The sequence below is a fragment of the Haladaptatus sp. AB643 genome, from assembly GCF_024136975.1.
Taxonomy (GTDB): domain Archaea; phylum Halobacteriota; class Halobacteria; order Halobacteriales; family Haladaptataceae; genus Haladaptatus.
The window spans coordinates 244933-267161 of record NZ_JAMYJW010000003.1 but is presented as its reverse complement, the minus strand read 5'-3'; the positions used below and the strand labels follow the sequence as shown (position 1 = coordinate 267161).

At 61.4% G+C, this 22229-nt stretch carries 25 protein-coding genes; 9 read left to right on the top strand and 16 right to left on the bottom strand.

The features are described from left to right. The first annotated feature begins 148 nt into the window (after nt 1-148). Complete coding sequence (locus NKF25_RS08435; RefSeq protein WP_253226238.1) at nt 149-1066, top strand: DUF726 domain-containing protein; 918 nt, start codon at nt 149-151, stop codon at nt 1064-1066. A 198-nt stretch (nt 1067-1264) separates the two neighbouring features. Here the strand turns inward: NKF25_RS08435 and dph2 are convergent, their stop codons facing one another. The 5 genes from dph2 to NKF25_RS08410 form a co-directional block, all read right to left on the bottom strand. Further along, the gene (gene dph2 / locus NKF25_RS08430) at nt 1265-2302 is read right to left on the bottom strand and encodes a diphthamide biosynthesis enzyme Dph2 (RefSeq protein WP_253226237.1); all 1038 of its coding nucleotides are present in this window, start codon (nt 2300-2302) and stop codon (nt 1265-1267) included. 61 nt (nt 2303-2363) lie between these two features. After that, the gene (locus NKF25_RS08425; RefSeq protein ID WP_253226236.1) at nt 2364-2852 is read right to left on the bottom strand and encodes a TspO/MBR family protein; all 489 of its coding nucleotides are present in this window, start codon (nt 2850-2852) and stop codon (nt 2364-2366) included. A 55-nt stretch (nt 2853-2907) separates the two neighbouring features. Next, nucleotides 2908-3231: an EthD family reductase gene (locus tag NKF25_RS08420; RefSeq protein WP_253226235.1), complete on the bottom strand. Its 324-nt coding sequence runs from the start codon at nt 3229-3231 to the stop codon at nt 2908-2910. 109 nt (nt 3232-3340) lie between these two features. After that, complete coding sequence (locus tag NKF25_RS08415; protein WP_253226234.1) at nt 3341-3856, bottom strand: N-acetyltransferase; 516 nt, start codon at nt 3854-3856, stop codon at nt 3341-3343. Nucleotides 3857-3892: 36 nt separating this feature from the next. Continuing rightward, nucleotides 3893-4486 (bottom strand): YbhB/YbcL family Raf kinase inhibitor-like protein, encoded by a 594-nt coding sequence (locus tag NKF25_RS08410; RefSeq protein ID WP_253226233.1) that lies wholly within the window; start codon nt 4484-4486, stop codon nt 3893-3895. Nucleotides 4487-4564: 78 nt separating this feature from the next. On the opposite strand from NKF25_RS08410, the gene NKF25_RS24445 reads away from it, so the two are divergent. The 3 genes from NKF25_RS24445 to NKF25_RS08400 all read left to right on the top strand — a co-directional run bounded on the left by NKF25_RS24445 (nt 4565) and on the right by NKF25_RS08400 (nt 7083). Then, the gene (locus NKF25_RS24445) at nt 4565-4729 is read left to right on the top strand and encodes an HEWD family protein (protein WP_342764502.1); all 165 of its coding nucleotides are present in this window, start codon (nt 4565-4567) and stop codon (nt 4727-4729) included. Nucleotides 4730-4986: 257 nt separating this feature from the next. Then, the gene (locus NKF25_RS08405; RefSeq protein WP_253226232.1) at nt 4987-5973 is read left to right on the top strand and encodes an alpha/beta fold hydrolase; all 987 of its coding nucleotides are present in this window, start codon (nt 4987-4989) and stop codon (nt 5971-5973) included. A gap of 132 nt (nt 5974-6105) precedes the next feature. Then, on the top strand, nt 6106-7083 hold the full coding sequence (locus NKF25_RS08400) for a D-2-hydroxyacid dehydrogenase (protein WP_253226231.1): 978 nt from the start codon (nt 6106-6108) through the stop codon (nt 7081-7083). Between the two features lie 143 nt (nt 7084-7226). Here NKF25_RS08400 and NKF25_RS08395 read toward each other — a convergent pair whose 3' ends face one another. Continuing rightward, nucleotides 7227-7379, bottom strand: a complete 153-nt coding sequence (locus tag NKF25_RS08395) for an HVO_A0556 family zinc finger protein (RefSeq protein WP_253226230.1) — start codon at nt 7377-7379, stop codon at nt 7227-7229. A gap of 87 nt (nt 7380-7466) precedes the next feature. Between NKF25_RS08395 and msrB the strand changes: the two genes are divergently transcribed. Together msrB and NKF25_RS08385 are read left to right on the top strand one after the other, a co-directional pair. Then, nucleotides 7467-7871: a peptide-methionine (R)-S-oxide reductase MsrB gene (gene msrB, locus NKF25_RS08390; RefSeq protein WP_253226229.1), complete on the top strand. Its 405-nt coding sequence runs from the start codon at nt 7467-7469 to the stop codon at nt 7869-7871. 158 nt (nt 7872-8029) lie between these two features. After that, on the top strand, nt 8030-8668 hold the full coding sequence (locus tag NKF25_RS08385) for a type 1 glutamine amidotransferase (protein ID WP_253226228.1): 639 nt from the start codon (nt 8030-8032) through the stop codon (nt 8666-8668). A gap of 26 nt (nt 8669-8694) precedes the next feature. Here the strand turns inward: NKF25_RS08385 and NKF25_RS08380 are convergent, their stop codons facing one another. The 4 genes from NKF25_RS08380 to NKF25_RS08365 form a co-directional block, all read right to left on the bottom strand. Further along, entirely contained in the window at nt 8695-9297 is a 603-nt protein-coding gene (locus tag NKF25_RS08380) for an NUDIX hydrolase N-terminal domain-containing protein (protein WP_253226227.1), read from the bottom strand. Between the two features lie 175 nt (nt 9298-9472). After that, nucleotides 9473-10654 (bottom strand): redox-regulated ATPase YchF, encoded by a 1182-nt coding sequence (locus NKF25_RS08375; RefSeq protein WP_253226226.1) that lies wholly within the window; start codon nt 10652-10654, stop codon nt 9473-9475. A gap of 744 nt (nt 10655-11398) precedes the next feature. Continuing rightward, nucleotides 11399-12373 (bottom strand): deoxyhypusine synthase, encoded by a 975-nt coding sequence (locus NKF25_RS08370; protein WP_253226225.1) that lies wholly within the window; start codon nt 12371-12373, stop codon nt 11399-11401. Nucleotides 12374-12555: 182 nt separating this feature from the next. Then, nucleotides 12556-13287, bottom strand: coding sequence for a GNAT family N-acetyltransferase (locus NKF25_RS08365; protein ID WP_253226401.1), 732 nt, complete (start codon nt 13285-13287; stop codon nt 12556-12558). 143 nt (nt 13288-13430) lie between these two features. On the opposite strand from NKF25_RS08365, the gene NKF25_RS08360 reads away from it, so the two are divergent. Next, nucleotides 13431-13826 (top strand): DUF2267 domain-containing protein, encoded by a 396-nt coding sequence (locus NKF25_RS08360; protein WP_253226224.1) that lies wholly within the window; start codon nt 13431-13433, stop codon nt 13824-13826. Nucleotides 13827-13849: 23 nt separating this feature from the next. On the opposite strand, the gene NKF25_RS08355 is transcribed toward NKF25_RS08360, so the two are convergent. The 5 genes from NKF25_RS08355 to NKF25_RS08335 all read right to left on the bottom strand — a co-directional run bounded on the left by NKF25_RS08355 (nt 13850) and on the right by NKF25_RS08335 (nt 19518). Then, on the bottom strand, nt 13850-14269 hold the full coding sequence (locus NKF25_RS08355) for a hypothetical protein (RefSeq protein ID WP_253226223.1): 420 nt from the start codon (nt 14267-14269) through the stop codon (nt 13850-13852). A 7-nt stretch (nt 14270-14276) separates the two neighbouring features. Continuing rightward, nucleotides 14277-15950 carry an FAD-dependent monooxygenase gene (locus NKF25_RS08350; protein ID WP_253226222.1) on the bottom strand — a complete coding sequence of 558 codons (1674 nt, stop codon included), beginning with the start codon at nt 15948-15950 and terminating at the stop codon, nt 14277-14279. Between the two features lie 3 nt (nt 15951-15953). Further along, nucleotides 15954-17531, bottom strand: a complete 1578-nt coding sequence (locus tag NKF25_RS08345) for an electron transfer flavoprotein subunit alpha/FixB family protein (protein WP_253226221.1) — start codon at nt 17529-17531, stop codon at nt 15954-15956. 2 nt (nt 17532-17533) lie between these two features. Then, nucleotides 17534-18382 carry an electron transfer flavoprotein subunit beta/FixA family protein gene (locus NKF25_RS08340; RefSeq protein WP_253226220.1) on the bottom strand — a complete coding sequence of 283 codons (849 nt, stop codon included), beginning with the start codon at nt 18380-18382 and terminating at the stop codon, nt 17534-17536. Between the two features lie 170 nt (nt 18383-18552). After that, a complete protein-coding gene (locus tag NKF25_RS08335) occupies nt 18553-19518 on the bottom strand; it encodes a polymer-forming cytoskeletal protein (RefSeq protein WP_253226219.1) in 966 nt (321 codons plus the stop codon). A gap of 897 nt (nt 19519-20415) precedes the next feature. Between NKF25_RS08335 and NKF25_RS08330 the strand changes: the two genes are divergently transcribed. Beyond that, on the top strand, nt 20416-20613 hold the full coding sequence (locus tag NKF25_RS08330; protein WP_066146401.1) for a DUF5800 family protein: 198 nt from the start codon (nt 20416-20418) through the stop codon (nt 20611-20613). A gap of 54 nt (nt 20614-20667) precedes the next feature. Beyond that, a complete protein-coding gene (locus NKF25_RS08325) occupies nt 20668-20814 on the top strand; it encodes a hypothetical protein (RefSeq protein ID WP_253226218.1) in 147 nt (48 codons plus the stop codon). Between the two features lie 128 nt (nt 20815-20942). On the opposite strand, the gene NKF25_RS08320 is transcribed toward NKF25_RS08325, so the two are convergent. Further along, a complete protein-coding gene (locus NKF25_RS08320) occupies nt 20943-22160 on the bottom strand; it encodes a proteasome-activating nucleotidase (RefSeq protein ID WP_253226217.1) in 1218 nt (405 codons plus the stop codon). Nucleotides 22161-22229: the final 69 nt, after the last annotated feature.

Below are 22229 nucleotides of genomic sequence, written 5' to 3'. Positions count from 1 at the left end.
TCGCGGGTCATCGAATACGAGGGACGAACGTATCGAATCGAACGTAAGGACGCGTGAGATCGCGCGGATGGATGTATTCGATCTCGCGAACAGAAACCCTAACGAATTTTGCAACAGATTTAATATCTGGAATGGGCTCTATGAATTCATGCCGCGAGACACCGACAGAAACTCAGAGGCGACCGAAACGACCGAGATAACCCGTCGGACCATGCTGAAAGGGACGGCCGCGGCGGCGGTCGGACTGGTCGGCGTCACCGGAACCGCCGCCGGGTTCGAAGGCGACGACGGGGACATCACCGGACCCGCGGATTTCCCCCGCGCGACGACACGCGGTCATTTCGACATCGATTGGCTGTACGAAGAGGAGTTGACCGACGGGCACACGAAATGGGATTACAGCACCGTCGGGGACATACCGGGCTACGGGAGCGCGAACCCGGAGGAAGTCGTCATCTCGGTTCACGGGTGGTTGGTCGCGCCGGACGAAGCACCCGACCACTTCGAGACGGTCAAAACCTCACTCCGGAACAACGGCTACACCCATCCGGTCATCGGGTTCAGTTACGACTCGGACACCCGCATCGACCAGTGGTGGCCCGCGACGGACATCGCGGAGCGAAACGGCGCGAAACTCGCCAACTTCATCACCGACTACCGCGCCCGAACCGGCGCTCGCGTCCGCCTCATCGGCCACTCGCTCGGCGGGCGGGTCGTTCCGGCGACCATCGGGGCGCTCGACTCGCTCGGCTACAGCGACTACGTCGAGTCGGCGACCCTGCTCGGCGGTGCCGCCGACAACGAATCGGTCGCCGTCGATGGCGAGTACGGTCCCGCAATCGCCAACGTCGTCGGCGAGTTCGACAACTTCTGGAAATCCGACGATCAAGTGCTCACGTGGGCGTACTCGACAGCCGAGTTCGACTCCGCCGTCGGAGAATCTGGCTGTGAAGGGACGCCGCCGGGGAACTACGAGGATCACAACGTCGATTACGTCCCCGACCACTTCTCGTATCACGAACCCGGCGACGGGTGTATGCCTGCGGTTGTTGGGGAGTTCTCGTGAGTGACGAAGGAACGAACGAGAACCAGTCAGAGCTTCGCTCTCTCGCGGTTCTCGTGAGCGACGAAGGAGCGAACTGGGGCCGACTTCGACTGATTTCGATTTGATGGGTCTCTCCACGCGAAGAGAGAAACACCACTGGACGGGTCATTCGGTTACGGCAAGAAGGGAGAATGAGAGAGAAGCGCTACAAATATTTTCCTACCACGTGCCGTGGAAGGTGTCGAATTCGAGGGAATCCAATGGTTCGTTGCCGACGGCGATTTCGTACTCGCCGGGCGTGAGCATGGGCTTGTGGAACCGCGGGCCGTCGTCGGTCGTGATGCGCGGGCATCCGGTGTTGACGAAGGCGTCCATGTCGAAGTTTCTCAGTCGGTCGGGCGTCACCTCGTCCATCGTGATGAGGTAGGCGTTCTCGTTCTCGTCGAGGATGTCCTGTGCGACGTCCCAGCGACCCTGTCCGATTTTCGTGCAGAAGATGACGCCCCACTTCTCGGCGTCCATCGCGCGGTGGACCGCGCCGTAGCGCTGTTTGAGGAATTTTTCCGTGTCCGCCACGGTGACGACGTTGTTCACGGGGTCGGCGATGACGACCGTCTTGTCGGGGTGCTCCATCGCCAGTCCGAGCGGGTGGAACTTCCCGCCGCCGACGTACAGCACTTGGTCGGCGTCGATGTCCGCTGAGGCGTAGTTGCAGCCGAGAACCTGTCCCTCGTGGGTGAGTCGGTCGTCTCCGCGCCGGGTGTGCACGTCGAAGCCGCGCTCTTCGAGCCATTCGCGCATCCGCTCGAAGTGGTTCATGTGCTGAGCGGTCGTGACGAGGCCGATGTCGCCGACTTCGAGTTCCTCCAGCGACTCCTCCATGATGGGGAAGACGTCCACGTTCGAGAACAGCGGGACGTAGATGACCTTGTCCGTGTTCTTCATCGGCGAGTGACCGAAGTGGACGAACACGTCGGTGCGCTTCATCAGGTAGGTGTCCAGGTCACAGGCTCCGTAACAGGGTTGCCCCGAGAGAAGAATCGTCACGTCGTCGGGGAGCAGTTCGCGGAGGTCGTCGGCCACCTGCGGGCCGCGGCGTTTGAGTCCCTCGGGGAACTGCAGCCCAACTTTTTCGGCGTCGCGCTCGTCGACCGCTTCGATGATGCGTTCGAGTTCGTAATCCCATTCCCGGTCGTGTTTGAGAGCCATCCCGGTGTTTCGGAGGTCTCCCTCGCTGTACCCGCTCTGTTCGCTCATTATACCTCCCTTGCGGCCGAGAACTTTTAACCCCGGCGTTCCCGGTTTTCTCCCTACTCGCTCAGTTCAGCCGCCAGAGTTCGTAGTTCAACAGGGTGGCAAAGCTGACCCAACAGAGGTAGGGGACGAGCAGTGCGGCCGCCCGCCGGTCGATGCGAGCGAACGCGACCATCGTCGCGACGATGGCGACGAGCAGGGCGAGGATGACGGCCAACCCGCCCGCTGGCCACTGCATGCCGAAGAAGACGAGCGTCCAACTCGCGTTCAGGACGAGTTGAACGGCGAAAATACCCAGCGCGAATCGGTTGTCACCCCGTCGCCAGACGAGATAGAGCGCGATTCCCATCAAGAAATACAGCGTCGTCCACACCGGCCCGAACACCCAACTCGGCGGCGTGAAGCCGGGTTTTTGAAGCGTCGTGTACCACGTCGCCACCGAGGTTGCGGTCAGGATCGACGGAACGATTCCCGCCAGTTCACAGACGACGATGCTCACGAGCAGGGCAGGCACGTCGCGCCACGAGAACGATTGACGGCTGACTATCTCCATAGGTTCGGTACCACACGAAAAAGGGTGTTCCTTTTCCCGAACTACGTCGGTTCGACTAGTTTAGTTCGTCCAACTGCACCGTCTCGTCGAGGATGAGCGTCGGACCCTGTTCCATGTCGATGAACTCCGCGGCGTCGGCCATGACCTCCTCCCCCTTCTCGGAGTCGAACGCGGCCTTCATGTCCGCCGTCGAGTCGAAGTAGAGTTCGAGGACGCCGTCGTAGCCCGCCTTCTCGGGGTCCTTCGAGACGGAGGTAACGTACTTCTTGACGTTGGGGAGTTCCTTCGCCAGTTCGGAGTGTTCGTCCAGCCAGTACTCCTCGAACTCCTCGTGGCTCATGCCGTCCTTGCGGACCAGCAAATCGACCATCTTTATCATGGAATGTGAAATCGTTTCCCCGGTAACTTCGCTGTATCGACTGGCGGCCGAAAATCGGGAATGGGGAACCGGAAACCGGGAACGGGGAAGCGAGAAGAGAAATGAAATTTCACTCCCGAAGCGGAGACGGATAGGTGAGCGTTCCCGAGGTTTCATCCGACCCATCTCCCGTCAGGTCGAACACCTGAAACGCTTCGTCGGACAAGTCGATCGGATTCTCGAACCCGGCGGCAATTGCCGCCGTGAATCCGAACCGTCCGTAGTAGTTTGGATCGCCGTGGAGAAAGACGAGGTCGTCACCCGCCGTCCGGGCGGCGTCGAGGCCGACTCGAACGAGTCGGCTCCCGACGCCCGAACGCTGGTGGTCGGGCGCGACGGCGAGCGGCGCGAGCACGAGCGCCCCTCGTTCTTCGTCGTCGTCGAGCGTGGCGTCCGTGAACATGACGTGACCGACGATTTCGTCGTCACGGTGGGCGACGAGCGACAACGCAGGACGAAATGCGGACGACTCCCGGAGTGCCGCGACGATGTCCGCCTCGTCGCGGCGACCGAACGCGGCGGCGACGACGTCGCTGATTTCATCGGTCTCGATTTCGTTCTCGGGGCGTACGTCGAAATCGTTCATTACCGGTCGTCGTCGCCGTGGGACGAAATCAGTTCGCTATCCCCGACCGAACTTCGCCGTGAATCGGGTGCTACCCTGTCGTTTCCCGTCCATCGCGTTCAATAGGGCGTCGCGTTTCGCACCCGCGTCGAGTCCGAGTTTCTCGTCGAGCAGGTACAGCGTGAATCGGTAGGTGTGCGGGCCGTCGCCCTTCGGCGGGCAGGGACCGCGATAGCCGATTTCGCCGAATCCGTTCGTCCCCTGTCGTGCCCCACCGAGCGAATCGACCGTCTTCGCTCCCGGAACGCCGCCCCCGATCCGGTGGGTGTTCGGCGGGAGGTTCCACAGCAACCAGTGGGTGAAGGTTCTGCTCGGTGCGTCGGGGTCGTCGATGATGATGGCGAGCGATTCCGTGTCGTTCGGGACCGACGAGATTTCGAGCGGTGGCGAGCGGTCCTTCCCGCTACAGGTGAACTCGGTCGGCACGCGGCCGCCGTCCTCGAACGCGGTCGTTTTGAATTCCGTCATGGTGTTCGTCCTCGATTCCGTTCGCGTCGTCCGGTCGCTCCCATCGTGGCGAACGCCTGTGCACCCCGACAGGGCCACGCCTCCCTCAGCGACGCCGACGAGGAAGGTTCGTCTTCGGAGCATCGATGGGACGTTCGACGCCCGCGGTAAAATGCCCTGTTGCCGTCTGTTTAAGTGCCTGCACGTCGTTTCTCGGGTATGATGGCTGAACTCAACCGACCCAACCGACGACAGTGCGTGGCGTGCGGACGCGAGGACTCGTGGGACGAATCAGACCATAACTGGAAGATCACGGGGAATGAGGGACGACCCTTCTGTATTCACGAGTGGGACATCAACGGATCCCACAGCCCGATTAGAGAATAGCGTGTCCGAGAAATCGAGAGCGAGAGATCGACAAACTGGGCCGTGGGTGTTGGCCCTCGGAGTTCTCGCGATCGGGGTCGGCGCGTTGGCTCGGGAAGTACGGCGACAGCGAAGCGAACGAGAATAAAACCGGCTGCGATCCCGTGAGCGGCGACCAGGGATCGGTCTCGTGGGATGAATTACCTCAACCGGAAAACATATATATTTCTACCTGTCGTTACCCTGTATTTATCATCCGTGCGGTCATCGTATCGATAATGGACGACCACGCCGATGACGTACATCGATGGCTTGGCGGGACCGACGGCAACGAGTTCGATAACCGACTCGACCATCGACTCGACATCCTCCAACGGAAGGCGGACGACAACCGCTGGTATCACGAACTCCCCGACGCTCGGGTTCGGAAGTTCACCCTGCTCGGTCCCTCGATTCCGAACACCGATGTCGAACTCGAAATTCCGACGTACGCGTTTTTCCCGGTCAGTGGCCCCTCGGACGACGATACTGCTTCGTCCCGCCCCGCAATCGTCCTCGTCCACGGTGGAATTCACGACAACTTCTCGACGAAGTACGTGAGCGTCGTTCGGGAACTGCTCGACGAGGGGTACGTCGTCGTTTCTCCCGAGTATCGTGGAAGCACCGGATACGGCCGCGAACACTACGAGGCCATCGACTACGGCGGCCACGAGATCGCCGACACGCTCGCCGCCCGCAACTGGGTCGCCGACCGAGCGGAGGTCGACGACGAACGGATCGGGGTCGTAGGGTGGAGCCACGGCGGGTTGCACGCCCTGTTGTCCGTGTTTCGGTATCCCGATTCCTACGCCGTCGCCTACGCTGGTGCACCCGTCTCCGACCTGCTGGAGCGCTGGGAGTACAAGGACGAGGGATATCACCGCCTGTACACGGCGAGCTATCACCTCGGTACCACGCCGGACGCCGACCCGGACCGGTACCGCGAGCGCTCGCCCGCCCATCAAGCAATCGCCACGGGAACCCCGCTCCGGATCCACGCGACGACCAACGACGGCGATGTCCATCACTCCGAAGTCGAGTCGCTCGTCGAATCCCTGCGCGACGTCGGCGCGGAGTTCGAATACGAGTGTTACGACGACGCTCCCGGCGGCCACGACTTCGAACTCAACGAATCACGATTCGCCCGGGATTCCCGACAGCGAGTGTACGACTTTCTGGCAGACCACCTCTCGCCACCACATCGTAACTCGACCATCCATCCATGATTCGACCGTCCGCCCGTGATTCGATCGTCCATCCATGATTCGACCGTTGTGTGATGCTCGAACGCCCACAGGACGGTGGTAGGATGTTCCGGGACACCTACTTCTATTTCCTTTCGGCGAGAAGCCGGGTGTATGACTGACGCCGAAACCGGATCTGAGGAACCGACCGTGCTCGTACTGAGTCGAGGAACGCACGGCATGCCGATGTCCGACTACGTTGCCGAACTTCGTGAGCGACTGCCGAACCACGAAATCGTTCGCGCGAGAACCCCGGAAGAGGAGCGCGAGTACATCGTCGATGCGGAAATCGTGACCGGCCTCGAAATCGACGAAGCCCTGATCTCCCGCGCCGAAAACCTCCAATTGTTCGCCGCCGCGTCCGCTGGAACGGGACACCTCCCGCTCGACGCGCTCGAATCACGGGGCGTGGCGGTGACGAACGCCTCCGGTGTTCACGGACCGAACATCGCGGAGCACGTCATCGGCGCGATACTCACGTTCACCCGGAACTTCCTCCGCGCGGAACGGCAACAGGAACACGGCGAATGGCGGCACTTTCAGGCACACGAACTGCAGGGGAGCACCGTAACCATCATCGGACTCGGTGCCATCGGACGGGCCATCGCCGAGCGGTTGGACGGGTTCGGCGTCGAGACCATCGGCGTTCGGTACTCGCCGGAGAAGGGCGGCCCGACGGACGAAGTGGTGGGCTTCGACGGTCTGCACGACGCGCTCGCCCGGACGGAGTATCTCGTGTTGGCCTGTCCGCTGACGCCCGAGACGCGCGGGTTGATCGGGACCGCGGAGTTCAGCACCCTCCCGCCGAACGCCGTCCTGGTGAACATCGCACGCGGAAAAGTGGTCGAAACGGACGCGCTCGTTTCGGCGCTTCGCGGCAATGCGATTCGCGGCGCGGCGCTGGACGTCACCGATCCGGAGCCGTTACCGGAAGACCATTCGCTGTGGAACTTCGATAACGTGCTCATCACGCCGCACATGGCTGGCCACACGCCGGAATACTTCGCCCGCCTCGCGGACATCCTCGCCGAGAACGTCGAACACGTGACCGAGACGGGGTCGTACGACGACCTTCGGAACGCAGTTCGCTGAAAACACCACGAAAACCGTAATCCCGTGCACGAAAACCGTGCCCTCGTTCGCGTACGGTTCCGCTGGCACCGCTCACGGAGTTTCGTCTTCTTGTTCGGGACGAAAAAAGTGAATTCGGTAGGAGATAGATCGCTCGCGGATCCCTACCAGAGCTGTGCGGTAGGCGTCTCGCAGCAGTCGCAGATCGCCGCTTCGTTTCCTTTGTACGTCTCGTGAACGAGCGTGCCGTCGTCGCACCATTGACACTTTTCCCCCACGAGATGTCCGATGATGCCTTTCTCAGTAGTCAGACTCATATCGTCCACACTGTTAATCGCCCAAAACATGAATTTACTGGCCCCCTGTGCAGACAGTTTATCCCGCCGCAGGAACTAGATGACGGCATGAGCGAACGACCGTCCACCGACCTACCGGAGAGCGACGAGGAGTGGCGCGAACGACTGACCGACGAGGAGTACCGTGTCCTCCGCGAGCAGGGTACCGAACGCCCCCATACCGGCGAACACCTCGATAGAACGGACGACGGTACCTACGTCTGTGCCGGGTGCGGCGCGGAGTTGTTCGATTCGGACACGAAGTACGACTCACACTGCGGTTGGCCGAGTTTCTACGACGTACCCAAGGACAACGTCGAGACGCGACAGGACACCAGCCAGGGAATGGTCCGTACCGAAGTCGTCTGTGCGAACTGCGGCGGCCACCTCGGCCACGTCTTCGACGACGGCCCGGAACCGACCGGCAAACGCTACTGCATCAACAGCGTCTCGCTCGACTTCGCCGACGAGTGATTCGATGGACTCGCGAAGCGACGACGAGTATCGTGCACCGGAGCGAGTACGACGACCTGAATCTGCGGTTCGGGTACGACGGGATGGACATCGATCCGTAGTGAGCCTGAAGATCGTCCTCGCGTAGCTTTTTATCACTCTCAATCCGATTCTCACCCATGCTGCTCGTACTGGAGAACGAGGTGAACCCGGACTATCGTTACTTCGTCCGCGCGATGGAGTCGTTGCTGCCGGATCACGAGGTGTACGACTACGTGGCGGCGGGCGGCCAACCGTCCCTGTCGGGCGTAGACGGCGTCATCGTCGCCGGGAGCACGGCGGGGGTGTACGAGCGCGACGAGTATCCGTGGATGGAGGAGGAAGCCGAACTGGTCCGCGAACTGATCGAACGGAAAATTCCGACGCTGGGTGTCTGTTTCGGCCACCAGTTGGTGAACGACGCCCTCGGTGGATCGGTCGAACATCGCGGCCTCACGAACCGACTCGTTCGGGCCGAGTTGACGGATGACCCGCTGTTCGAGGGCGTTTCGTCGGTCGTTCCGGCGGTACACGGCGACCACGTGGTCGAACTGGGTGCTGGAATGAAAGCCATCGGCTCGACGGCGCACAACGAGTACTTCGCCAGCCGTCATCGGGACGTGCCGCTGTGGACGACGCAGTTCCACCCGGAGTTCACGGACGAGTTGCTCCCGCGAATCGCGGAGGACTTCGGCTGGCAGGAGAACGAGTTGTCGTTTGCGGACGCGAGCGGGGAACGGGTGCTCGAAAACTTCGCGAGATTGGTGGACGACGGATAGGGCGACTCGACTCCGACCTTCGACGATTACTCCGAATTCCGTCGCTTCCTGGCCGCCGCGCGTGCCGATGGCTCGTGGTCCTTGTGCCAAACCGGTACATCGTTGATGTGCCAGTACCGTACGTCTTCGCCCTCGTGGGAGACCCGGAGTTCGCCGCCCGTGACGGAACAGAGGTAGGAGTGACGAACCAGACAGTGCGGGCCGTGCTCTCCGGGTTTTCTCGTGTGAATTCCGGCTAGTTCGTCCACCTCGACCGTGAGACCCGTCTCCTCTCGCGTTTCCCGCACGGCGGTTTCCGCCGGTGATTCGTCGGGGTCGGTGTACCCGCACGGAAAGCACCACGTACCGTCATCCGTTCGCTTTTGGAGGAGAAGCCGTCCGTCCGAATCGAAGATGACGGCCTCCGCACACACCTTCGGCGTGACGTAGCCGACCTCCTCGGCGAACCGCTGTCGAACTTCCTCCGACGGCAGGTCGTACGACCGACCGTACCACTCGCTTACGAGGGACAAAATCCGCTCGTAGCGCTCCTCGTCGTACGGGTCGTCGGCGTATTCGAGGCCCACCTGTGCCATGATCCGGAGTTCGTCGAGGAGGGATGTGAGGTCGTCCCCCGCCGATTCAGACATCGAACTCTCCGTTGTTCGTGCGATTACGTGCCATAATCGTCTTATGAAAGAAGTCGAATCAATATCAATCAATGGGTCGATAAGGTGATTGAAACGTGCTGCTGGAGAAACGTGCTACAGGAAAACGGGGTGCAGGAAAGACGGTGAGCGGGAAAACGATGACCGGACGAGCGGCTTACTTCGCCGTGCTGACGATTTTTATCACGTCTCCCTCTTCCAGTTCGTAGGAGTCGCTGATGTCGCGTTTCGTCTTGGCGTTCACGGCGTGAAGGTAGCCGTCGCCGATGTCGCTGTGGACGGCGTAGGCGAGGTCCGGCGGCGTGGACCCCCTCGGGAGCAGGAAGGCGTCCGGGAGGACGTTACCCTGTCCGTCCGTCCACTTCGAATCGTTCTGCACGGGAAACGCCGTGATCCGGTCGAGCAGGTCGTACACGGCGGCGTCGAGGCTCTCTTGGACGCCCGTCCCGCCCCACTCGTGCATGACGTCGCGAATCTGTTCCAGTCCGGCTTGCTGTTGATCGCTCAGGTCGCCGACCACCTCGAAATCCTCGTCGCCGGGGTCGTAGTCCACCACGCCTGCCTCGACACCCTGCCTGAGCGCGAGTTCACCCTCGGCGGTCGCGGGGATGACTATCTTGCCCGTTTCGCGGAGTCGCTCGATGTTCTCCTCGGGGGCGATGTCGGCCTTGTTCGCCACGAGGATGATGGGCTTCGTCCGGGCGCGGATGTCGCGGGCCAGTGCCACGCGGTGTTCGTCCGTCCACTTCTGCGGGTCGCCGGGATACTCCAAGCCGCGGAGACTCGTCGTCACATCGTGTTCCGTCGCCCCGAACCCTGTCAGCATGTCCGCGAGCGCCTCGTCGATGTCGAATCCCGGCGAGCGCGATTGACGCACCACGCCCTCCCAGTTGCGGTCGATGATGCCCGTGAGCCACTGGTCCATCTCCTCCTCGATGAAATCGACCTCCTCGACGGGGTCGTAGCTCCCCACCTCGACGGGTTCGCCCTCCTCGTTCGTCCCGCCGGAAGCGTCCACGACGTTGACGATGGCGTCCGCGTTCGTCAGTGCGTCGAGGAACTGGTTGCCCAGTCCGCGTCCCTCGTGTGCCCCCGGAACCAATCCGGCCACGTCCAGCAGTTCGATTGGAACGTAGCGCTTCCCGTCGTGACAGTTGTCGTTGCCACAGCGCTCGTCGCGTTCGAGACAGGGGCAGTCGGTTCGGACGTAGCTCACCCCGCGATTCGCGTCGATAGTCGTGAACGGGTAGTTCGCCACGTCCACGTCGGCCAGCGTGGCTGCCTTGTAGAAGGTGGACTTCCCGGCGTTCGGTTTGCCCGCGAGCGCGATAGAAATCATGCTTGGTGATACCACAGAGGGTCGGAACTGTCTTTCGATTTTTGTGGGGAGAAGCAGCGTTCGGTGATTTTTCTATTCTGATGTCTGTTCCCGAGAAAGCTATCCACGATGGTAAAATCCTTATTACCGACCAAGTCAATCGTAGAAATATGGACAACAAATCATCGATTATAATCGTGGCAGTGGTTGTAATTGTATCTTTTTTGTTCTCGTCAGAATTGTCTAATATCTATCGAGAGGTAGGATTTGAATCGCCTATTCCCCTCCTATTACTACTGTTAGTTATTCTTGGTCTGACTATCCTATACCAATCACATCGGATTAAGCAACTCGATAGATAAAATATGGTTTAGACCATTTTGGCGTGGTGAATCGCCATACGGCATATGATTTCACTGTACCACAGTTCGTTTGATATTATAAGCGATCCATTTCAGCACGATTTCTCGAAATTCACGGAGTTCTTCAACAACCTCGTGGATGCGACTCATGCTGTATCCCGTCTGCTCATGCAGTGCCGTGGGTGACTGTTCATCGGATACTAAGCCAAGAACTTGAAGCTGTGCTGTTTGGGTGAGTTGTGCCGAATGCGACTAAGACGCAGTCCTTGAAATCCCCCGTTCGCTCGCTACGAGTCGTGTTTGGCTGGTTTTCGATTGCAACTACTGGGAAGCAGTCCTCGAAAGCCCCCGCCCGCTCGCGGCCGCTCTCGCTAGAAAACGGACTCCAAAACCTGCTCGCCTTCTAATCGACTTTGAACCCGCCAGCGAGCATCATCGGAACCACGAGCGTCGCCTCGGCTTCGACCTGCACGTAGTTCGTCGCTTCCTCCTTGATCTTCCCCCACGAGACGGCCTCGTGCGGTGGGGCACCGGAGAGCGACCCGTCGCCTTCCATGCCGGTCGAAACGTACACGGCGTAATCCGCGCCGCCGCGGAAGAGGTTGGTCATGATGGCGTGGTGTTTGGGGACGCCGCCGCCGAGGACGATGAGGCCGGTCTTGTCCGCGAGCAGGCCCTTCTCGATGAGGCTGTCGTAGTCGTCCAGAATCTCGATGCCGACGTCCGAGTCGTAGCCCTGTCGGTAGTAGTAGAGGAAGTTACCGACCTCCGCGTCGGTCAGAGCGGGACAGAAGATGGGGATGTCGTTGTCCGCCGCGTTCGAGAGGATGGAGTCCTCGTCGTCCAGCGTCTCGCCGAGTTCGCGGGAGAACTCCATCGGCGTGCGGACCTTCTCCTCGGCGAAGAAGTCCTCGAAGAAGTCGTTGAGGTAGGACTCCAACCAGACGTAGCGGTCGGAGGGGACGAAGATGTTGCCGAGGCGGTTGATACCCCGCTCGCGCATTTCGGCCTCGTCCACGTCCCACTCGCCCATCTTGAACGGCTTTTCGGTCTTGATGACGTCCTCGGTGATCGACCCCGAAGTGGTGATCATCACGTCGATGAGGTCCTCCCGGGCGAGGTAGGCGACGGCCTCCCGAAGCCCCGACGAGACGATGTTCGAGGTGAAGGTGAGATAAATCTCCGCGCCCTCCTCGCGCATCGCTCGAATCAGTTCGATCGCCTCGTAGAGGTGGCTCGCCTGGAATCCGGTCGTCTCGTACGACGACAGCATGTCGAAGAAGTCGAATTCGCCCTTGAAATCGTAGCCTGCAACGTCGGGGGAAGCGATTTCCTCCTCGCTCCCGGGGACGACGTTGTCGTGGCTTTCGTCGCTCATAGGGTGTTGTCGTGGCCGAACCGAAATGAGTCTTCAGATTTTTCGTCGTCAGGATGTCGGCGGAGTATCAGAAACAGATTTTTTGATCGGCATGGTTCGTGAGAAGCTTCGACACGTACGCGAGTGCTCGATAATAGTAAGCAAGTGCAAAAACGGGATCGATCGTTGCCGGTCGGACTCGCCTACAACTTCACGGCCATCATCACTTCGTCGACGTACTCGCCGTCGATCTTGTAGTGGTTCTTCCGCACGGCTTCGGTCTCCCAGCCGTGGGCTTCGAGGAAGTCGATGGCGTTCTCGTTGGTCGAGGGGGCGCTCTGGTACACCTTTTCGTACCCGTTGGCACCCGCCCACTCCAGTCCGCGTTCGAGAAGGTGGCTTCCGATGCCGTGGCCCTGATACTCGTCCAGCACGCCGACGGTCAGTTCGGCGGTGTGACTGAGTTTGTCCAGTTCGGGGGCGTGGAGGTGAACCCAGCCGACGACTTCGTCGCCGACGGTCGCGACGAAGAACATCCGTGATTCGAGGTCGTTGTGCCGGAGCAGGGCTTCCTGATGGTCGATCTCGTCGGCGACGGTCTCGGCGACGATGTACGACCCTTCCTGGGCGACTTGTCGAATCGCGCCGACGATTCCCGAGAGGTCCTCCTGGCGGGCAGGGCGGATGACGAACTCGATGTCCTCGTCGTTGAACTCCTCCTCCGCGCCGGTTTCGAGCGCGACGGAGAGAGCATCGTCTTCCTCCGTGAGGTAGCCGTCGCGGCGAAGGATGGCGATGTGATGACGGAACCCGCTGGGGTCGATGCGGAGCGAATCCTGTACGTCGTTTACGTTCGCCGTACCGTGGCGTTCGACGTACTCGTAGATTCGTCGGCGGTCGTCGTGACCGAATTCGAGTTTCTCGGAGAACTCCATGTACACTGTTACCATCTATCTATACTTATTATTAACGATGGTTCTGAAACCATGGTGAGAGGTCTCGGAGCTGTCGATATCCCCCCATCGAACTCCGCCGCTCGATTCTTGTAGTACCCCGTCGTGATGGGCGTGGGGGTATCATGGACTACAGCGAGTTCATCGGACAGGTACAGCATCGTCTCAAATTGGGAAAACAGGGTCAAGCGGTACGCGCGATTCGGGCCACGTTGATGACGCTCGGCGAGCGCTTACAGGCGGGAGAGGCCAAAGACCTCGCGGGGCCACTCCCAATGGAAATCGACTGGTATCTCATCCACGCCGAGTCGGGGGAACGGTTTCACTTCGACGAGTTCGTCTCCCGCGTCGCCGAGCGCGAGGGGATCGACGACGGTGATGCGCTCTTTCACGCGAAGGGCGTGATGTCGCTCGTCGCGGAGGTCGTTCCGGAAGGGGAGTTCGAACAGATTCGCGGGCAACTGCCCGAGGAGTACGACCCGCTGTTCGAATTGGTGGGGAACGAAGAGGCGTTCAACTGAGGCCCCGACCACCTCGTTTTCAGCTACGCACGGTCCGCTTTCGCCGCACCGATTCCATTCTCGCCTCGCCGTACCCGTTCCGCTTTCGGGTCGGGGATTTGCGTCAGCAACTGCACCGTGTCGCGCAGATCGTACGTCTTCAACACCATCTCGGCGACCTCCCGCACCGTGAACTCCGTCTCGATGTCGTAGCCGTAACAGCGGGCGTACAGCGCGACCCACTCGTTGAGCGCTCGCTCCATCGTCGCCATCTCGTCCGCGTCGAATCGGGCGAGTTCGGCCGTTCGGCCGTCGATGTAGACCGAAACGACGTCGCCGACCCCGTTTCGTAAATACGCCACCGCCAGTTCCTCGTCCGGCGGGTCGGCGGGCGGGTCGAACGATTCGCGGTCGTCCCGTGCCCGTTCCGCGAGGGACGTGATTCGGTCGCGGTATTCGCTCATGCGCTCGCTATCCTTCTCGGAACTCGACGCCCTTGCCACCGCGGGGGTGCTCCCACTTCGTGTCGGCGACGATAGCACACGTCCCACACTCGACGCAGGGTTGCGTGTCGAGGCTGACTATCTCCTCCTCGTGGCTGTTCTCCTGTACCGTCTCCGCACGATAGCAGCCACCGCCGAAGCCCTCCGCGCTGACCGGGCAGGCCGATACGGCCGCCCCGCTGGCTTCGTAGGAGTTGTCCCGCAGTTCGATGTGCGGGTTGCCGACGTCGGTGTCGTAGGTCAGGTCGCCGATGCGGTCGGCGAGGCTCTTGGGTTCGACCTCGTTCGTGTCCGTGATTTCGGTGCCGAGTTCCTCCGCGATGACCGTCGGCAGCGTGACGTACGGCGTCCGCGTGTCCGGAATCATCGTGGAAAGGAGGGGAGAACCGTACAGCCGTTCGAGCTGTCCCGACAGGAGGCCGGAGCGGAGCGCGACCCGGCCGAGCGACGACGAGAGAACCCCATCTACGAGTTCGCTCATCCGGTCGTTCTCGGCGACGCCGCGCGTCGCCCGATACTGACGGGGGCGGAGTTTGCCCATCACGCCCTCGTCCTTGAGCTTCTTTTCGTACAGTCGGCCCGCCTCCTCGGGGTCGCCGCGCATGCGTGCCTCGGCGAACGCTTCCGCCGCGAGCGCGCCCGCACTCACGGCGTGGTTCATGCCCTTGATGATGGGGCCTTGGGCCTGCATCTGCCCGCCCGCGTCGCCGACGAGGACGAGGCGTCCGCGGTGCGGTGCCGGGTGTGCGACCTTCTTCGAGTCGGGAACGAGTTTCGCCGAGTACTCTATCTCGTTGTAGTGGCCGTTGAGCCACTGTCCGAGCAGCGGGTGTGTGAGCAGGTTGTTCAGCAGTTCGTGGGGTTCCGCCTCCTCCTCGACGAGGCTGTCGAGGTGGAAGACCGACCCGATGGAGAGCGAATCCTCGTTCGTGTAGAGGAAGCCGCCGCCGCGAACGTCGTCGAAGAGGTTGCCCGAGAAGAGGTGGGCCGCACCCGTTCCCTCGCCGACGTCGAACCGCTCCTGGATGACGTCCTCGGGCATCTCGATGACCGCTTTGACGCCTTGGAACCACTCCTCCGGTTCGTCCCAGTCCATCAGCCCCGCCTGTCGGGCGAGTTCGCTGTTCACGCCGTCCGCCGCGACGATGAAGTCGGCCTTGATCGGGTCGAGTTCGTCGCTGGTGACGCCCACGATTTTCCCGTTCTCCCGGAGGAGACCGTTGACGTGAACGCCGGTCAGCAGACCGCCGCCCGTCTCGTGGGTCATCTCGTGAACCTGGTCGGCGAGCCACGAGTCCATCTTCCGCCGAAGGACCGCGTCCGACCACTCCGTGTCGTGTTCGTGGAGTCGGGTGATGTCGAACGACTTCACCTTGTTCCCGGCCACGTTGTGGATGTTGTAGTCCGTGATCGGCCGTTCGGTCGCCTCCTCGCGGAAGTCTGGGAACAGCGAGTCGATGGTGTAGGGAGCCGACTCCTCGGCGTACAGCAACCCACCGGAGACGTTCTTCGACCCGGCCTCGACACCGCGTTCGAGGACGAGCGTTTCGATTCCGTTGCGTGCGAGCGTCGCGGCGGCGGCGGCCCCACCGGGACCGGCACCGACCACGACGGCTTCGTAGTGTTCGTATTCCTCGCTCATCGTTCAGTCATCGTCCTCCGCTGCGACCGCGTCCAGTTCGCCCGCCTCTACCGCGTCCGTCAGGCGGGGCAACACTTCGAACAAGTCCCCTTCGATGAAGAAATCGCTGAAGTCCCGAATGTCGGCGTCAGTGTCGGTATTGATGGCGATGATGGTTTCGGATTCGTCCATCCCGACCTTGTGCTGAATCGCGCCGCTGATACCCGCCGCGATGTACAGCGGTGGCTGGACGACCTGTCCGGTCTCGCCGATCTGTCGCTCCTCGGAGACGTACTGCTCGACGTGTCCCTCCACGCTGTAGGAGGCCGTGACCACGCCGCGCGAGAGTCCGAGGTCCGCGTCCTCGAACGCGTCCACGAGGTCGAGCGCGAGTTCGATCCCCTCCGTGGGGTCGTCGCCGATACCGCGGCCGACCGCGACGATGACGTCCCGGTCGGTCAGGTCCACGCCGGTGTCGAGGGTGTCCCACTCGGACACCTCGACGCGGAACCAGTCGTCCGGAAGTTCGGCGTCGTGCGAAACGACTTCGCCTTCCCGGTCGGCGTCGGGGGCCATCTGATCGAAACTCCCGGGAATCACCGAACAGCCCTGCGGGTGGAACTCCCGGTCGGGGTTGTCGATACAGAGGATGGTCGAGTATTCGAACCCGGAGAAGTCCGGGCGTTGCATGTGGAGGATGCGCTCGAACTCGATTTTCTCGCCGGGTTCGCCGGTCTTCACGGGATTCGAGATGAGTTCGTCCGTGATTGTCAGGCCGGAACAGTCGCTCGCCAGTCCGGAGTCGAGTTCGGCTTGCGTCTGTGCCGAGAGGTCGCGGCCGTTGTTCGTCGCCGGGAAGAGGAAGTACCGCGGCTTGTCGTACTCCTTCCAGTCCGTCTTCGAGCGGGCCATGTCCGCGACGATTTCGGTGTACGGTTTGTGGCGGAACCGCTCCAGTCGCTCGTCGTCGTGATAGACCGCCACGTCCGCACCGAGGGTGATACACTCCTCGGCGAGTTCCTCCATGTCGTCGCCGACGAGAACGGCGACGACCCGTTCCTCGTCGCCGTACTCCTCGGCGTAGCCGTCCATCAACTCGCGGGCCTTGCCGAGCATCTCCCTCGACACGTCGAGGAGTTCGCCGCCCTGCGTCTCGCAGTACACCCACATGTCGCGGTAGACGCCGTCTTCGAGCGCTCGAACGTGCTTTTTGTCGACGGTCGGTTCGGTGAGGCCGTCGTCTTCTTCGACTTCCTCGTCCTCGCCGTCCGTCGATTCGCTCTCCGCGGACTCGGATTCGTCCGATTCCGGCTCTTCCGCCGTCGCTTCCGCTTCGTCTGGGCTTTCCACGTCTTCCTCGGTCTCCTCGTACTCGCCTTCGGTTTCCGTGTCGTCGGTATCCGTCCCGCCGTCGGCCTCGCTGACCGGCGACTCGTCGGCGACTTCGTCGATCCGCTCCTGAATCGCTTTCTTCGCCGTCTTGCGGTCCTTTCCGTCCTCCTCTTCGGTAAGCAGTTCGGAGAGCGCACCGGGGTCCTCGATGGTTCGAACCTCGTCCTCGATTTCCGAAACGGTTCGCTCGCCGGGGGTGATTTCAGCCATGATCAGTCACCTGCCGCGAACGGCTGGATCGTTTCGAGCACGTCGGACATCGCCTCCTCGTCGTCCAATGTCGCCATCGTGGCTTCGCGCTCGGCCGGTGCCTTCGGGATCGGGTCCACGGACGAAACGATGGTCGGCGATCCGTCCAACCCGATGTAATCCGGGTCGAGGTTGAGGTCCTCGTGATCCCACGTCGTGAGATACTCCTCGTACTCCGCGGCGCGCTCCTCGGTTTCGTCCTGGAGTTGTTTGCGCCGGAGTCGATGTGAGGCCTTCCGATAGCTCGCCTCGTACTCGGGGTCCATGACGATGAACGCCGGAAGCGGGGATTCGACCGTCTCGATTTCGTCCACGTCCCCTTCCACGAGTCGCTTGGCGCGAACGCGGCCCTCGTCCTCGTCCACCTCCATGGCGATGACGTGCGTGATGACGGAATAATCGAGACACCACGCGGTCTGTGGGCCGGTCTGTCCCGTCTCTCCGTCAGCCGTTTTGAATCCCGCGAAAACGAGGTCGGGATGGTCGAGTTTCTCGATACCTGCGGAGAGGGTGATCGATGTGGACCACGTGTCGGCGGCGGCCATCGCGCGGTCGGAGAGCAAGTAGAGGTCGTCGGCGTACACCGACATCGCTTCGCCCAGCACGTCGGCGTAGCCGGGTGGCCCCATGCTCATCGCACTCACCGTTCCACCGTGTTTCACCTTCGTCTGGAGGGCGGCTTGAAGTGCAAACCGGTCGTTCGGGTTCATCACCGTCGGTGTATTCCCACGTTCGAGGTGGCCGTCCTCGTCGAACGACACCTGCCCCTCGCGGAAGTCCGGAACGCCCTTGGTCAACACGACCGAGTGCATCGGTACCTCCTACCGTGAGTGTGTTTAGTTTGCATACGTCAATCATTACCAATTCCCTCAGTCGTTATTATACTGTCGGAGGTCTAACAATAATCTGACATACTTGCCGGATTCAATGGAAGATTGATGGCTGTCGCTCAGACGAAATGACGGCGAAAACGTGTCACTGCTCAGGCCTGTGGTGCTGGCCCGTCGGAACCGCTTCGGTCTCGATGGGCCGTCTCGACCGCTTCGGCGGCGTCTTCTGCGTCTTCTACCTCCTCGGGTTCGCTCTCCGATTCCTCCTCGTCGGTCGGCCTTCGCGTTTCGGCGCGCACCATCGTCATCTCCCCGCGTGCGCGCATGGTCCCGTCGGCCGTCGCGTTCTCGTGGAATTCGAGGTCCGTACAGGACACGTCGCCCAGCACTTCGGCACCGTTTTCGAGCACGACGGTCCCGTTGCGAGTCGTCACGTCGCCGTGAATTCGCGTTCGTTCGCCGACCACGATATCGCCGCGGCCGCGCAGGCTTCCGAACACTTCGTTGTCCGCGCCGACAGTGATTTCCTCAGCCCGGATGTTGCCGTGGAGGCGACAGTCGTCGCCGACGGCGGCAGGAGTGGAGACGCGCCACGCGTCATCGCTGACGTGGGCGTTTCGCGGAATCGTGATCGGTTCCGCGTCGCTCTCGTCCAGCACATCGTCGATGATGCCCTGGGCGGCCTCCTCCTCGCCGAGTCGGAGGAGTTGCGAGAGGTAGACGAAGAGGAAGACCACGGTCGGCATCGGGTTGCGAATGACGATCCAGCCGTTGGCTTCGAACCCCTCGTCGATTTCCACGTCGTCGCCGATATCCAGATCGCCGCTGACCATCAGTTGGCCGGTGACGTGGACGCGTTCGCCCAGATAGGCGTCCTGTCCGACGAGCACGTCGCCGTCCACGTCACACCAGAGGTCCAGTCGGCAGTCGTCCTCGGCTTCGATGTGTCCGCCGAACGTCGCCCGTTCGCCCGCAACGACGTTGTTTCCCCGTACGCCGAACTCGACGGTACTCTGCGCGCCGACGATGATGTCCCCGTCGGTCACTAGGTCGTGTTCTTCGACGGTCGTCCCGTCGGGAATCGAGAGTTCATCCAGAGGGTCGGAACGGAGCGGCACACATCCTACCACCGGTTCGCTCGTAATAAATCCTCCCGAGTCGTCTGACGCCCGTCTGCCGCCACGAAGGGCTGTGAGTGATAGTTTTGTGATCGAAGTTGCTGGGATGATTACCTCGAAAGTCCCCACCCGTTCACTCCGAACAGAGGTGTCTGTCTGGTATGTGAGTGCAGTCGCTAAGAAGACGATCTCGACAGCCCCCGCCCCACACCACACGCCTCCCCAGCCGATTCCTCAGGTCGCTAGCGCTCCCTTCGTCATCCCTCGCACGCTATCGGCACCGACCGTCGGCCGACCGCTGGCCTCCGGCCGGTGCCAGCGTGCGCCACTCGGAAGGACAGGCTGAGTGCTACGGACCAGCCGCTACGGCGTGCGAAGGCGCACCCCTGTGCGCCCGCGCGAGGTCCTCGTGAACCGGGCGGGACCGGAGGTCCCGCTGGAAGCCGGCGCAAAGCGCCGGCGACGAAGTTCCCGTGAGCGTGCGAACGGGAGCACGGAAGAGCTTGCTCTTCCGGAGTGAACGAGTGGCTCGTCGGAGCTTGTCTCCGACGGTGGACGAGCGACCGGACGGGAGAAGAGGTTGGGGAGGATGAGGTGCGTGGTGTGGGTGGGTTGAAAGGGGCCGTACGCTTGCGTTTACGTGGTCGTCTGCGCGAGCAACTATCCACATGGGCGGAGGCTGTCGAGGTCGTCTTCTTAGCGACTGCACTCACAAACCCAGCGAACACCCCTGTGTAGCAAACGAATGGGGACGTTCAAACTCTATTCCCCGGCAACTACAATCCCAAAAACAGGATCAAACACGTCTCTTCGTAGCGAACGGACGGGAGCTTTCAGAACCAGTATCGTCGTCTCCGATTTGTAGCTTTTTTATCCGACCGTGGCCAACGAAGGGGCATGACTACGCTCTCGTTCGATGATGATGGCGTCGATGTCGTGTACGAAGGGACGGAATTCCGGCTCTCGAAGGACCTCATAGAGGAGGCGACGGGGAAGTCCTACTACGACGTGACGGACCACCAAGTGCTGCATATCGTGGAGAAGGACCCGGCGACAGGTGGTCAGGCGCGCCGAATCGGGGACATCTTGCGGTAATCGAACCCCCTGACAGTCCGGTAGCGTTTAGGTGAGAGACACGAAACGTCGGGTATGACCGAAACCGCTGAAACTGCTGGCTTCGACCACCCCGCGTGGAAGACCGCGGCGAGCACGGTCGGATCGTATCTGCTCATCCTCGTGTCGATGACCGTCCTGCTGTTCGGGATTCCGTACGCTATTTTTTGGCTGCTAGGATAGCTGGTCGCTCGAATAATTGAGCGTTCTGAAACGACTGACCGCTCGACAACTGCGAGTTGGGAACTGCGAACGATGGAAAATCCGCCCGAAGCGGGTGCTGCGGGCGGCCCAGAATTGTTTAGACGAGATTACGCGAACGTCTTGGAGACTTCGTCGTTCTCCTCTTCTTCCTGCTCGATCTTCTCCTGTGCGTCGAGGAAGTCCTGCATCCGAATTTCGGTGCGCTCGTCGCGGATGGCGAACATCCCGGCCTCGGTACAGATGGCCTTGATGTCGGCACCGCTGGCGTCGCCCGTCTCCTCCGCGAGGTGTTCGAAGTCCACGTCGTCGGCGACGTTCATGTCGCGGGTGTGGATCTCGAAGATCTGCTCGCGGCCTTCCTCGCCAGGGTTGGGCACTTCGATGAGACGGTCGAAGCGACCGGGGCGGAGGATGGCGCGGTCGAGCATGTCGAAGCGGTTGGTCGCCGCGATGATGCGGATTTCGCCGCGATCCTCGAAGCCGTCCATCTCCGAGAGCAACTGCATCATCGTCCGCTGGACTTCGGCGTCGCCCGACGTCTTCGAGTCGGTGCGCTTCGACGCGATGGCGTCGATTTCGTCGATGAAGAGGACCGCTGGCTCGTGGTCACGTGCGACTTGGAACAGGTCGCGGACGAGTTTCGCACCTTCGCCGATGAACTTGTGGACCAGTTCAGATCCGGCCATCTTGATGAACGTGGCGTCGGTCTGGTTGGCGACGGCCTTGGCCAGCATCGTCTTCCCGGTACCTGGCGGACCGTAGAGGAGCACGCCGCTCGGCGGATCGATACCGACCTCTTCGAACATCTCGGGGTGTTCGAGCGGCATCTCGACGGTCTCCCGAACCTCGTTCATCTGCTCTTCGAGTCCGCCGATGTCGGCGTAGGTGACCTCGGGGCTCTTCGTGACCTGCATCACGCGAGCGCGCACGTCTGTCTCGTCGTCGAGCGTCTTCACGATAGAGAGGGAGTTGTTCACGGCGACACGCGCGTCAGGGTCGAGGTCCTCGCGCATTTCCTCGGTCACTTCGGTGACCGCTTCCTGGTTGTTGCCGTGTTGTTTGATGATGACGCCTTCGTCGGTAATCTCCTGTACCGTGGCGACGAACAGCGGTGACTGTTTCAGCTTCTTGTTCTCGTGGGTGAGCCGTTCGAGTTTCTGCTGATACTTGTTGTTCTCTGCGTTCGCGTCGAGAAGCTTGTCCCGCATTTCCTCGTTCTGGGATTCGAGGACATCGAGACGCTCTTGGAGAGCCTCTATTTGTTCCTGTTGTGACGTACTCTCCTCGTCGTATGGGAGTTCTACGTCATCCACAGTATCGGTCATCAGTTCCGGATAAGAGCCTGCATCTTAAGAGGCTTCGGGTGAACGACCTGTTGGTACACACGGACCATC